This window comes from Listeria immobilis, assembly GCF_014322765.1.
Classification (GTDB): domain Bacteria; phylum Bacillota; class Bacilli; order Lactobacillales; family Listeriaceae; genus Listeria; species Listeria immobilis.
Map to the genome: position 1 here is coordinate 45907 of NZ_JAASTZ010000019.1, position 14069 is coordinate 59975.

A 14069-nucleotide genomic window follows, 5' to 3' on the forward strand; every position below is an offset into this window, starting at 1 on the left:
CAATTTCATATAAATGTGTTATAATAATTAAAGGTTCATAATAATTAGATAAAATAATAAATAAGGGATTCACTATTATAGATAGAAAAAAGTACACAAAAAAAGCGCCGAAACAGCGCTACTTAATGAAAAGTTGATAACGGACAAAGCCTTATTTTAACTTGCTATGTTATTTTGAATACTAACAATATGTTCATTGTACCAAAATCTCAAAAAAATGCAACTCAAAAAAGGTTGAAAGGATGAAGGCAATGAGAAAACCTTATACAATCGGCTTGGACATTGGCACTAATTCAGTGGGATGGGCAGTGTTGACAGATCAATACAATCTAGTGAAGAGAAAAATGAAAGTTGCGGGAAGCACAGAGAAAAAGCAGATAAAGAAAAATTTCTGGGGTGTTAGGTTATTTGATGAGGGTGAAGTAGCAGCTGGAAGAAGAATGAATAGAACAACTAGAAGAAGAATAGAGAGAAGACGTAACAGGATTGCTTATTTACAAGAAATATTCGCAGCGGAAATGGCGGAAGTTGATGCAAACTTTTTCTATCGGTTAGAAGATAGTTTTTATATTGAAAGTGAAAAAAGGCACAGTCGTCATCCGTTTTTTGCAACGATTGAGGAAGAAGTAGCGTATCATGAGGAATACAAAACAATTTACCATTTACGAGAAAAATTGGTGAATTCTTCGGATAAGGCTGATTTGAGGTTGGTCTATTTAGCACTAGCTCATATTATAAAATATCGAGGAAATTTTTTAATTGAAGGTATGCTGGATACCAAAAATACTTCTGTAGATGAAGTATTCAAGCAATTTATACAGACATATAATCAAATATTTGCAAGTGATATAGAAGAAGGTTCTCTAACAAGACTAGAGGAAAATAAAGAAGTAGCTGAAATCCTTTCAGAAAAGCTTACACGAAGAGAAAAATTGGACAAAATCTTAAAATTATACACAGGCGAAAAATCTACAGGTATGTTTGCTCAATTCATAAACTTGATTATCGGGAGTAAAGGGAATTTTAAAAAAGTTTTTGATCTTAATGAAAAAACAGATCTTGAATGCGCAAAAGATACTTACGAAGAAGATTTAGAGACCTTATTGGCAAAAATTGGAGATGAATATGCAGAAATCTTTGTTGCAGCAAAAAGTACATATAATGCGGTAGTGTTATCTAGCATCATTACAGTTACTGATACAGAAACAAAAGCAAAGTTGTCTGCTAGTATGATTGAACGTTTTGATAAGCATGAAAAAGATTTAAAGAGATTAAAAGCATTTTTCAAAATGCAATTACCAGAAAAGTTTAGTGAAGTATTTAACGATATAGAAAAAAATGGCTATGCAGGCTATATAGATGGTAAAACAACTCAAGCTGATTTTTATAAATATATGAAAAAAATGTTAGCGAATATCGATGGAGCTGACTACTTTATTGATCAAATAGAAGAAGAAAATTTTTTACGGAAACAACGTACATTTGATAATGGTACCATTCCACATCAGTTACATTTGGAAGAATTAGAAGCTATTTTGCATCAGCAGGCAAAATACTATCCTTTTTTAAGAAAAGATTATGAAAAAATAAGAAGTTTAGTAACTTTTCGAATTCCTTATTTTATAGGGCCATTAGCGAATGGACAGAGTGATTTTGCTTGGTTGACTAGAAAAGCAGATGGTGAAATTAGGCCGTGGAATATAGAAGAAAAAGTGGATTTCGGTAAGTCGGCAATAGATTTCATTGAAAAAATGACAAATAAAGATACCTATTTACCAAAAGAAAACGTATTACCGAAACATAGCCTGTGCTATCAAAAATACATGGTTTATAATGAGTTGACCAAAATTAGATATATTGATGATCAAGGGAAAACGCACCATTTTTCAGGTCAGGAAAAACAACAGATTTTTAATGGGTTATTTAAACAGCAACGCAAAGTGAAAAAGAAAGATTTAGAGCGATTTTTATATACTATAAATCATATTGAAAGCTCGACCATTGAAGGAGTTGAAGATGCGTTTAATTCTAGTTTCGCTACCTACCATGATTTGCAAAAAGTGGGAGTGACACAAGAAATTTTGGATAACCCATTAAATGCAGACATGCTAGAAGAAATTGTGAAAATCTTAACGGTGTTTGAAGATAAGCGCATGATTAAAGAACAGTTACAATCATTTTCTGATGTTTTAGATGGAACTATTTTGAAAAAACTAGAGCGCCGTCACTATACAGGCTGGGGAAGATTATCGGCTAAGTTACTTACTGGGATTCGCGATAAACACTCGCATTTAACTATTTTAGATTATTTAATGAATGATGATGGGCTTAATCGTAATTTGATGCAATTGATAAATGACAGTAATTTATCATTTAAATCAATTATCGAAAAAGAACAAGTTTCTACAGCAGATAAAGGAATTCAAAGTATTGTGGCAGAACTTGCTGGTAGTCCGGCTATTAAAAAAGGTATTCTCCAAAGTTTGAAAATTGTTGATGAACTTGTTGGTATAATGGGCTATCCACCGCAAACAATTGTTGTGGAAATGGCTAGAGAAAATCAAACTACTGGTAAAGGGAAAAATAACTCTAAGCCACGTTTTACATCATTAGAGAAAGCTATCAAAGAATTTGGAAGTCAAATTTTAAAAGAACATCCGACTGATAATCAAGGTTTGAAAAACGATAGATTGTATTTATATTATTTGCAAAATGGAAAAGACATGTACACCGGAAAAGAGTTAGATATTCATAATCTTTCTAATTACGATATTGATCATATTATTCCGCAGAGTTTTATAACAGATAACTCGATTGATAACCGTGTGCTAGTAAGTTCGACTGCAAATCGTGAAAAAGGTGATAATGTTCCACTACTGGAGGTCGTTCGGAAGAGAAAAGCATTTTGGGAAAAATTATATCAAGCTAAACTGATGAGTAAACGGAAATTTGATTATTTAACTAAAGCAGAACGTGGCGGACTTACAGAGGCGGATAAAGCAAATTTTATTCAAAGGCAATTAGTGGAAACTCGGCAAATCACAAAGAATGTGGCGAATATCCTATATCAGCGTTTTAATTGTAAACAGGATGAAAATGGAAATGAGGTGGAACAGGTTCAAATTGTTACACTGAAATCCACTTTGGTCAGTCAATTCCGCAAACAATTCCAGTTGTACAAAGTTCGTGAAGTTAATGACTATCACCATGCGCATGATGCCTATTTAAATGGTGTTGTGGCAAATACATTATTAAAAGTATATCCCCAGTTAGAGCCAGAATTTGTTTATGGTGATTACCATCAGTTTGACTGGTTTAAAGCAAATAAAGCTACAGCAAAAAAACAATTTTATACAAATATTATGCGATTCTTTGCAAAGGAAAATCAAATAATAGATGAAAATGGTGAAATTTTGTGGGATAAACGGTATTTAGACACTATCAAGAAGGTCCTCAACTACCGTCAAATGAATATTGTGAAGAAAACGGAAATTCAAAAGGGTGAGTTTTCGAAAGCCACAATTAAACCTAGAGGCGAATCTAGTAAATTAATTTCTAGAAAAACAAAGTGGGATCCGATGAAGTATGGTGGCTTTGACAGCCCTAATATGGCATATGCTATCATTATTGAATATGAAAAAGGGAAGACGAAACCAGTTGTTGAGAAGAAAATTATTCAGGTTAATATCATGGAGCGTATGGCATTTGAAAAGAATCAGATAGCATTCTTGGAGGAAAAAGGCTATTGTAATCCTAAAGTGCTTACAAAAATGCCAAAATATACTTTATATGAATGCGAGAATGGACGCCGTAGGATGTTAAGTAGTGCTAATGAAGCTCAAAAAGGAAATCAAATGGTGTTGCCTACCCATTTAATAACTTTACTTTACCATGCGAAAAATTGTGAAGCTAGTGATGGGAAAAGTTTAGCTTATATTGAAATGCATCAAGCAATGTTTGCTGAGTTATTGGCACGTGTATCCGAATTTGCGAGAAGATACACATTAGCAGATGCAAATTTAGAAAAAATCAATATACTTTTTGAGCAAAATAAAGAAGGTGATATCAAGGCTCTCGCGCAATCTTTTGTTAATTTAATGGACTTTAATGCGATGGGGGCACCAGCAAGCTTTAAATTTTTTGAAACTACCATTGAACGAAAAAGATATAATAACCTTAAAGAACTATTAAACGCCACCATCATCTACCAATCAATTACAGGGCTTTATGAAGCGCGTAAAAGGTTGGATGACTAAATGGGATGGCGAACAGTTGTTGTCAATTCACATTCGAAGTTATCATACAAAAATCAGCATCTTGTATTTAAGTCTGCCAATCAACATGAAATGATCCATCTATCAGAAATTGATGTGCTTATATTAGAAACAACGGATATAACGCTGACGACCATGTTAATCAACTGCTTAATGGCTGAGAATATTTTGATTCTTTTTTGTGATGATAAGCGATTACCTATTGGGAAAGTTCTTCCTTTCTACGGGCGCCATGATAGCAGTTTACAGTTATCCAAGCAATTGCAATGGAGGTCTGAATTAAAGGCCGAGATATGGACGGAGATTATTTCGCAAAAAATATTAAATCAGAGTACATTTTTATCTATGCTAGATTATGAGGAAAAGGCGGATGCATTAATAAATTTGCATGCGACTTTAGCGGTTTTTGATCCAACTAATCGCGAAGGACATGCAGCTAGAATTTATTTTAATCAGCTTTTTGGAAATGATTTTACACGTGAACAGGAGAATAATATTAATAGCGGGTTAAACTATGGTTATACATTACTATTAAGTGTTTTTGCGAGAGAAATAGTAAAATCTGGATGCATGACACAATTTGGTTTAAAACATTCGAATCAGTTTAATGATTTTAATTTCGCTAGTGATTTAATGGAACCATTTAGGCTACTAGTCGACCAAATCGTCTATGAAAAACGTAATGAGGATTTTCAAGTAATCAAGCACTCCTTGTTTACCCTTTTTACTCAGCAGTTTGATTATAACAATCAGCATATGTTTTTAACTAATATTGCTAGTGATTATACAAAGAAAATAGTAAAAGCACTAAATGAAGAAAGGGAAGGGGTTCCTGAATTTAGGATATGAGTTATCGATATATGAGAATGTTATTAATGTTTGATATGCCGACAGATACAGCTAAAGAAAGAAAAGCGTACCGACAATTTCGTCGATTTATATTGAGTGAGGGCTTTATAATGCACCAGTACTCTGTTTATAGTAAGATTTTATTAAACGGAACTGCTAGTAAAGCAATGCTTGCCCGCTTGAAACAACAAAATCCTAAAAAAGGATTGATTACTTTATTGACTGTGACGGAAAAACAGTTTGCACGTATGGTATATTTAAGTGGTGAACAGAATAAAAGCATAGGTAATTCAGATGCCAGACTCATTTTCCTAGGAGATGATAGGGATGAATTTTAATTTTAAACTACTTGATAATCCCATAGAGATAGAAGGTTCAACCATATTTGTAGTAGAAGATGTCCGTATTTTTGCAAATATCACTAAGTTATTCTATCAATATGATGAAACAGAAGACTTGAAAGTATTTAATGCAAAAATGCAGCCTTTAAAAAGTAGTGAATTAATGTTAATTACAGATGTATTAGGCCATGATATTAATTCTACAGCAACATTAAAATTAATTTATGGTGACTTGGAACAGCAACTTAATGAAAAACCAGAAGTAAAATCAATGATTGATAAACTGACTGCGACAATTAGTGAATTGATAGGTTACGAACTATTAGAACATGAGCTTGATTTGGAAGAAGACGAAATCACGGTCATTGAATTATTTAAAGCCTTAGGAATAAAAATAGAAACGAAAAGCGATACTATTTTTGAGAAGTTAATTGAAATTGTGCAAGTTTATAAATATTTATCAAAGAAGAAACTATTAGTTTTCATTAATGTGTGTGCGTACCTTACAAAGGAAGAGTTGTTGGAATTAAAGCGGTATATTTCTTTATATCAGGTAAAAGTTTTATTTATAGAGCCTAGGAAAATAAAGGGATTTTCACAGATTATTTTAGATGCAGATTATTTTTTGGATATAGAAAATGGCATCTAAAGATTAAATGCTCTTTGAAAATAAAATATATTTAGTTCAACAGGCATTCAAAATTGAAATCTTGCTATGGATTAATGGCGCGATTACGAAATCTTAGAGAATAAAAATTTCTGCGAGGTTTTAGAGCTATGTTATTTTGAATGCTACCAAAACCTTCCTCTGCACTCCTAGCTACTCCACACAGTTTTAGAGCTATGTTATTTTGAATGCTACCAAAACCGGATGTTGGCTATTCGATGATGTTTTCAGGTTTTAGAGCTATGTTATTTTGAATGCTACCAAAACTGGGACTTATAAAGGGACGTTCGATAGTAGGTTTTAGAGCTATGTTATTTTGAATGCTACCAAAACTGTTGTATAGCATGAAATCACCCCCAGACGGTTTTAGAGCTATGTTATTTTGAATGCTACCAAAACGCCCATCGAAACGTTATTTATGATGCAATAGTTTTAGAGCTATGTTATTTTGAATGCTACCAAAACCGAATCTGCATGGCTCGTAAAAAATGCTGCGTTTTAGAGCTATGTTATTTTGAATGCTACCAAAACTGAAAAAAGTACTTTTACATCGTTGAAATCGTTTTAGAGCTATGTTATTTTGAATGCTACCAAAACAAGCAAAAGGACATTTGAGAGAAGTTGACTGTTTTAGAGCTATGTTATTTTGAATGCTACCAAAACTCTTTGCCATACGTTTTTTCTCTGACCTGCGTTTTAGAGCTATGTTATTTTGAATGCTACCAAAACCCGGCGTAAAATATTTAAGGCGGAAATTGAGTTTTAGAGCTATGTTATTTTGAATGCTACCAAAACCGTATCTGGTTGATGACACGCAAAATATTAGTTTTAGAGCTATGTTATTTTGAATGCTACCAAAACAATCATCGGGTGGTTTATCGTTTTACCAATGTTTTAGAGCTATGCTATTTTGAAGGATAAAAAAACAAACCATCTAATTTCGGTTTGTTTTTTTATTTGCCTAGTATTCCTAGATTCTCAGCATAGCGAAATTTGAAAGTGCAAGCTGGATTTAAAACGAAGGAAGTAAATCGGCAACCAACACATTCGTTAAAACTCCTGAAATGAGACCTGGCTAAAATAGCAGATGAATATTCTCACAATGTTGTTATTTCTATTTCTAAACAAGCTCATTTAGCTGTTGGCCCTCTCTTTTTTAACAAGTTTAGTTAAAATGACAAAAGTAGTTCAATTTTACGGTTAAATTAGCGTATTTTTATGCAATTTTGTGTCATCTTACAGGAGCTGGGTGTGGTATAGTGTTATAGTCAGAGCTCAACCTATGAAGCGTTTTATTACACATACTACAAGAAGCTATTCTGCCTATTTAATAGACATCTACACTTTGCGGACGCTTATTATAAATTTTCTTAGAATAATAATATAGCATAAATAAAATAAATCTTGATGAATTAGAAGTTTTAAAGAATGGTATCAGTAAAATAAACTGATTTCCCGTATGGAAGGAGAACAACAAATTTGCACATAAAAAATATTTATATTAGATGGATACCTTATTTACTTATAATAACCTTGATTTTCTTGATTACAACACAGAGTCTAGCACCTTTTGCTGTCATTTATTCGATCACAGCTGCCGTTTTACTCGTTTATCTTTGGTTGTCGAAAAGCAAAATACGGACGAAACTTATTTTGTCGCTGATTTACTTGGTTATCTTAGCTTTACAACAAGTGTTGGCTGCGCTCTATCTATTCTCAGGTGGGGAAAGTTGGATGTTTTTCACCATAAAAAAAGTGGCGGCAATCTTGATTATTTTTGTGCCATTTTTGGTTGGATATTTCTATTATTTATACACATTGCAACGTGAATTTTCAATCAAAGAAGCAACGTCCATTAGTTTTGAAATGTTAAGAGAAGTTTATTTGGTGGGGACAGCTTACAAAACAAAGTGGCAAAAAAGCAAAAACTCATTTTCAAAAGATAATTTGAATGAAATATTAAAAGATATTCCTAGGCATAGTTATACAAAATACCTTAATAAAAATACATTAACAGAAGCTTATTTTGAAGAATGTACAAAATCCTTAAATGACAAACACCTATACATTGTAATATCTAGCACAGGCAGCCCGGCAAGTGAAGTGATCTCCTTGTTTACGAATAAAACTTATAACCATGTTTCCTTAAGTTTTGATCGGGATTTGAAAACGACTATCAGCTATAACGGCGGAGAAAACATTACAATGCCTGGACTTAACCCAGAAAAAATCATTTCATTTAACAAAAAAAGTGATGCTTCTGTTATGGTGTATCAGCTCGAAATATCTAAAGAAAAAAAGCAGCTGATTATTGATAAAATTAAAGAAATTAACGAAAAGGGAAGTGCTTATAATCTCGTTGGTCTCGTAACGAAAGTGTCTCTTCGGCCGAATATTATGTTTTGCTCGCAGTTTGTTTATAACATTTTGCGATTCGCGCAATTAGAATATTTTCAGGATTCGGCTACTAAAATTAAACCAACTGATTTTGTTGAAAGAGACTATTATCGAAAATTAGCATTCTGTTATGAAATTAAATTTAATGAACAACTCTAAAAAGAAGAAGCAGGAAAGGGCGGCCCAACTATTGCAACTTAATCATGAGCAGGAAAAAAGTTATATAAAACTGGATAACACATCTATTATTCATTTAGCTTCCAAAAATAAAAAATGGATAAATTTGTTTCGATTATCAGTTTCCTTAAAAGACCCAGTTGATCCAAAGATTTTACAACTTGCTTTAAATAAGACAGTTAAACGTTTTCCAACAGTAGCTGCTCGAATTCATAAAGGGGCATTTTGGTATTACCAATTGGCAGTAAATAATCCTCCAAAAGTTATACCTGATCAAAATGCGCTCCTATGCTATATGTCTGATGAAGAACTTGAACAATGCGCTTTTCGCGTGTTGTATGCTCCAAAAGCCATTCATGTGGAAATTTTTCATGCGTTGACAGACGGGAGAGGTGGAGAAGTTTTCTTGAAGTCTCTTCTCGCGGAATACCTTACGATGAAACACCATATATCTATTCCGGCAGTTGATGGGATTCTCGAACGAACTGAGGCAGCAAATGAAGCAGAATTCACTGATAAATATTTAGAGGTGGCAGATTCAAGCCCTCAAAAACTGCCGAAAGAAAAACACAAAAAAATTTACCAATTCCGCGAAGAAGCAGGAGGAGCATTACAGCTTACAACGATTAAATTATCTGTCAAAGAACTAAAAAAATTAGCTAAAAAACTAGGTGTAAGTTTGACGGTTTTAATCGCAGCTTTTGTTTCTGAAGCAATACTTGCCAATCAAAAAGAAGATAAAAATCAGAAAGACCGGCTTATCAAACTTTTCTTGCCAATTGACTTGCGCAACTTTTATCCAAGCCAAACACTGCGCAATTTTGTGCTTTATGCCAAACCGGAAATTGACCCAAAAGAAACGAATCTTCATTTAACAAAAATTGCGCACGCGATTCAACAACAACTAACTGAGAAGCTATCAGAAAAACGACTTCGCGCAAGAATTACTCATAATGTTCGACTGGAGCAAAATCCAATTATTAAACGTATCCCTTTATTTATAAAACGCTATTTGATGAAATTCTTTTTTTCTTTTAGTGAAAAAACCACTTGTTTGACGCTTTCCAATTTAGGTGAGATGAAGGTACCGGAAGAAATGGCGCGCTATGTTGAGTGTTTTGATTTTATTTTAAGCCCGCGATCTAAGACTCCTTATAACATTGGTGTGTGTAGTTTCGACGGTGAACTGAGAATTAATATAAGTAGGAATGCACAGAGCCCGCTTTTAGAAAACGCTTTATTTACACTATTTACTGCGCAAGAAATAGCTTTTGAAGTAGAAAAACAGTGATAATCCAATTATACATGTTAAAAAGTGCGCTCCCGTATCCTGGGAACGCACTTTTTTTGTGTTTTGTGAAGATAATTTAAATCAGAGAGTCTACAGAATTTTTTACTTACCCTACGCCAGAACTTGCTTTTGTCTAAAACAGAATACGGAAGCGATTATTAATAATACAATCGCTGGGAATGCTAACAGAGCAGTTAGAACAAAACAAGCGCACCCAATTATTCCTAAAATATGCCCAACAATAGAAAGTCCGGCTTTTTTAGATTTAACTAGAGCAATAATATGAATGATAAGTCCGATTCCTGCCATAACATAAAAGAAAATTCCGACTGCACTTGTTTGTGAGCCATCTCCACCTGAAAAACTCTCGCTAAAAGCCATAAACGTAATTATAAACCAAGATGTGGTAAATAAGATGGCATTAATAATATCTAGAATTGCAGCAGTGGTGTTAATTCCTAATTTTGTTTTTTTCATTGTTATCTCCTTTTTTATTTTTCTATATAATCGCAGTGCGTTTATACCTTTTGGAACGATGGATGTTGATTATGTAAAACCATCTTAAACATTACCACTTTTTGTAAATCAACTACCCATATAATATAATAAGCTAAATAACATATTATTGGAGGAATGACTAATGGCGGAAGAAAGGTTTAAGAAAATATACACACAAGGAAAATTAAATATGTTAGAAATCTTGGTAGATCAGGAAACAGGTGTGCAGTATCTTTTTCGTCTTTCTGGATATGCGGGCGGGATAACCCCATTGTTAGATAAAGATGGAAAACCTTGTATAGCAGATGTGAATGAGCTTGATGTATAATAGCAGAGCATAAAATAAGAAAATCGTTCCTCTACTCTATATAATAACAATAATTATTCGGAATTTATTATGCTCCATGCTTAAAACAAGAGTCAGATTAGATTATTCACTTTGACTACTAGTATTATCATAAATTCTGGAGATGAAAAAATTTGTCTAAATAAAAAAACGAAATCGCACGGATTATGCGATTTCGTTTTTTTAGCTTTGAATATCTGTGGCTTTAATCCAACCAAGAGAACTGTCATTATCTTTGAGATGTAACCATTTTTCATTGAGAATAGTGGCTTCTTTATCAACAGAAAGTAATTTTCCGTAATAATAACCAATTGCTTTTAGTTCTGTGCTTGCTGTTTCTATTGGTTTACTGTAAACAATAGTTTCTGTAGATTTTATATATCCGACTTGAGTTGTTGGTTTTTCTGATGCTGGCGTATAAATTATTGTTAAATCTTTTTCGCTAGCCCAGCCAATTAACTGCCCATCTACTTTAAATTGATACCAAAGTGTATTTCCAACGGTAGCTTTGGTAACTAATTCTAATTTATCTTTAGCATAGTTAGTAAGAGGTGCTGCTTTTTCCGCATTTTTTGTATTGTAAGGGTAGGTCCAAACGTTATCTGTCGCAGAGGCTTTAACGCTAGCGTAGCCATTGTATGCCTGTTGCTCCGTAATTCGGTCGTATAGTCGATCATTCAACTTATCCGCGCGCACCCATCCAATCTCGCTGCCGCCTTCTGAAAGTCTAAACCAAGCATAACCATCACGTGTGATTTTTTTATCCGCGTGAAGTGCTTTTCGGTCATAACTAGCGATGACACCCTTATCAAATTGCTTTTCAGGAGAAGGTAAACGATAAACAGTTGCATTTAAATCATCAACATATCTAGTTAAATTTACATTCTCGGCATCTTTGGGATGATAAGTAAGATTAAGGGAATTGCTATTTATCCAACCAATATCTTTGTTATTCTCGCGGATGAAATACCAAAGTCCTTTCTCGGTTTTGGCTTCCCAAGAAATTTCGAGATTACGGTTAGCGTAATTTGCAAGCGTGCCGATTTCCTCTGAGTCAACAGTGTTATATGGAGCTGACCAGATGATTTCTTGTGTTTTATTTGGGGCTACTTTTCCTGTAGCAGCCATTTCGCTATGCGTTTCGATTTTATCATATATAACATCATATTGAGTTAAATTGTAACGTTCAATAATTGTTACAAGTTTATCAACATATCCAGGGTCAGTTGCATAACCACCATCTTTAATTGCTTGTAGAGCTTTTCGATAGTCAGTTTCGCCGACAGCGCCTTTATAACGTTCATTATTTATAATTAAATCGGTATGATCTTCAATTGATTCTTTCCAACTAGGATAAACACGGAAGTTTGCCGTTGTGGCACCTGATGCTTCCATTGTATTCATTGAAACAGATTCACCTTCATATTTCCCTTTAATTCCAAATAAATTATTCGAGTTTTTGCTTAAGCCACTTTCTCCCCAATTAGATTCTAATATTGCTTGGGCAAGTGTAACGCTGACCAAAAGTTTCCCATCACGAAGGCCATCTTGGGCAGCAGGTAAAATTTCATCAATAAAGTTTTGTTGCTGCGAGCTAAGCGCCACTTGCGAAATGTCGCCTTCTCCCGTTTCAGCTCCAACATTAATCGAAACAACAAAAAATGCGATAATAAGTGTGATAATACCTGATTTAATAAACCTCTTATCCAAAGTCCAAAGCACTCCTTTTTTATCTATGTGACCCTATAATAGCAATAAATAAGAAATTTATTCTATTACAATTGTATGACAAAAAATGGTGAATTTGGATAATTGGTTGGTATGTAAAGCTTTTTAAGCATTTGGTAAAATGTGTAAAATTTGTGAAATTATTTTTATAAAAAACCTTACTTTTAAAAACAGCTTCAAAAATAGTCTAACTAAATTAATATAAACATTGATATAAAGCCTTTTTAATAATTATGTTTCATCCAGTAAAATAAAATCTAAACTACAAATTCTCCATATAGACAGTAATTTAATCTAAAAAAGACCGAAATTAAAAGCAAGGAATTCGTGATAAAACTATGTAGGCATGCTATAATAATCAGTATGTCAGCGCATTCATTTTGGAGGTTCTATAACTATGCTAAACGAACAACAAATTACTAGATTATTATATCGACTGCAAGATCCTGTTTTAGAAGTCGATTTAGAAGAAACAGAAGGTATCTTAGAAGTGCAAGTATTGAATGAAACAACCAATATAAAAATCGCACTAGCAGATCCAGCTGTAGAAACAGAACATTTTGTACATAATATAGAAGAACTTCTTACACAATTTGGTGTAAAAGAAATAAATATCGAACTAGAATACCTACCTGCCGCAGTAATAGACCGCATTTTCCAAGCAAGAGATAATATTCTCTCTGAAAATAGCCAAACAAAATTTTTGGCAATTGCAAGTGGTAAAGGTGGCGTTGGGAAATCAACAGTAGCAGCCAATTTAGCTGTCGCACTCGCAAACCAAGGAAAAAAAGTAGGACTACTTGATGCAGATATATATGGTTTTAGCATCCCTGTATTACTAGGAACAACAGAATCCCCCCACAAAGAAAATGGACAAATTATACCTGTAGAAACAAATGGCATCCAAATGATTTCAATGGATTTCTTTGTTGAACCGGGAGAACCAGTTATTTGGCGTGGGCCAATGCTAGGAAAAATGATTAAAATGTTCCTAGAAGAAGTGAGATGGGGAGGTTTAGATTATTTACTTATTGATTTACCACCAGGGACAGGGGATGTTGCACTAGATATCCACACATTAATTCCCAAATGCAATGAACTTATTGTTACAACACCGCATTATGCAGCCGCGTCAGTAGCCTCTCGTGCAGGATATATGGCAATAAAAAACAATCATAAAATCATAGGGGTAATAGAAAATATGTCCTACTTTACACTCGAGGAAGGAAAGGACCTAAAGATATTCGGACAAGGTGGTGGGGAAAAAGTTGCTGCTGACTTAGAAACAGAACTTTTAATTCAATTACCTATTGAACAACCAGAAATCAATGAAAGTGGCTATATATCAGCCATTTATAATCAGTTTAGTGAGACTGGAAAAGCATATAAAACTCTAGCAGAGAAAATAATTCCATATTTATTATAAAAACTTGATAAAAAGTATTGACGAAAGGCAAAAATCTTGGTATATTTATAAACGTTGCTGATGCGGACAAAACGC

Annotated in this window: 10 protein-coding genes and 1 CRISPR repeat array; of the genes, 8 read left to right on the top strand and 2 right to left on the bottom strand. The window is 33.6% G+C overall.

Annotated features, from left to right (window positions below):
• The first annotated feature begins 251 nt into the window (after positions 1–251).
• From cas9 to HCJ50_RS13410, 6 genes are all read left to right on the top strand, one after another.
• Positions 252–4256, top strand: a complete 4005-nt coding sequence (cas9, locus tag HCJ50_RS13385; RefSeq protein ID WP_185347998.1) for a type II CRISPR RNA-guided endonuclease Cas9 — start codon at positions 252–254, stop codon at positions 4254–4256.
• The gene (gene cas1, locus HCJ50_RS13390) at positions 4257–5123 is read left to right on the top strand and encodes a type II CRISPR-associated endonuclease Cas1 (RefSeq protein WP_185347996.1); all 867 of its coding nucleotides are present in this window, start codon (positions 4257–4259) and stop codon (positions 5121–5123) included.
• Positions 5120–5461, top strand: a complete 342-nt coding sequence (gene cas2, locus HCJ50_RS13395) for a CRISPR-associated endonuclease Cas2 (RefSeq protein WP_185347994.1) — start codon at positions 5120–5122, stop codon at positions 5459–5461. Before cas1 ends, cas2 begins: the two co-directional genes overlap by 4 nt.
• Entirely contained in the window at positions 5451–6113 is a 663-nt protein-coding gene (csn2, locus tag HCJ50_RS13400; RefSeq protein WP_185347986.1) for a type II-A CRISPR-associated protein Csn2, read from the top strand. Before cas2 ends, csn2 begins: the two co-directional genes overlap by 11 nt.
• A 117-nt stretch (positions 6114–6230) precedes the next feature.
• A CRISPR array of direct repeats spans positions 6231–7058; the repeat unit is 36 nt; unit sequence GTTTTAGAGCTATGTTATTTTGAATGCTACCAAAAC.
• A gap of 552 nt (positions 7059–7610) precedes the next feature.
• Positions 7611–8687 (top strand): hypothetical protein, encoded by a 1077-nt coding sequence (locus tag HCJ50_RS13405; protein ID WP_185347984.1) that lies wholly within the window; start codon positions 7611–7613, stop codon positions 8685–8687.
• A gap of 31 nt (positions 8688–8718) precedes the next feature.
• The gene (locus tag HCJ50_RS13410) at positions 8719–9996 is read left to right on the top strand and encodes a hypothetical protein (protein WP_185347982.1); all 1278 of its coding nucleotides are present in this window, start codon (positions 8719–8721) and stop codon (positions 9994–9996) included.
• A 111-nt stretch (positions 9997–10107) separates the two neighbouring features.
• Here HCJ50_RS13410 and HCJ50_RS13415 read toward each other — a convergent pair whose 3' ends face one another.
• Positions 10108–10473: a hypothetical protein gene (locus tag HCJ50_RS13415; RefSeq protein ID WP_185347980.1), complete on the bottom strand. Its 366-nt coding sequence runs from the start codon at positions 10471–10473 to the stop codon at positions 10108–10110.
• Between the two features lie 163 nt (positions 10474–10636).
• Between HCJ50_RS13415 and HCJ50_RS13420 the strand changes: the two genes are divergently transcribed.
• A complete protein-coding gene (locus HCJ50_RS13420) occupies positions 10637–10822 on the top strand; it encodes a DUF6440 family protein (RefSeq protein WP_185347979.1) in 186 nt (61 codons plus the stop codon).
• Positions 10823–11023: 201 nt separating this feature from the next.
• Here HCJ50_RS13420 and HCJ50_RS13425 read toward each other — a convergent pair whose 3' ends face one another.
• Positions 11024–12550: a GW domain-containing glycosaminoglycan-binding protein gene (locus HCJ50_RS13425; RefSeq protein WP_185347977.1), complete on the bottom strand. Its 1527-nt coding sequence runs from the start codon at positions 12548–12550 to the stop codon at positions 11024–11026.
• Positions 12551–12965: 415 nt separating this feature from the next.
• On the opposite strand from HCJ50_RS13425, the gene HCJ50_RS13430 reads away from it, so the two are divergent.
• A complete protein-coding gene (locus HCJ50_RS13430) occupies positions 12966–13994 on the top strand; it encodes an Mrp/NBP35 family ATP-binding protein (protein ID WP_185347975.1) in 1029 nt (342 codons plus the stop codon).
• Positions 13995–14069: the final 75 nt, after the last annotated feature.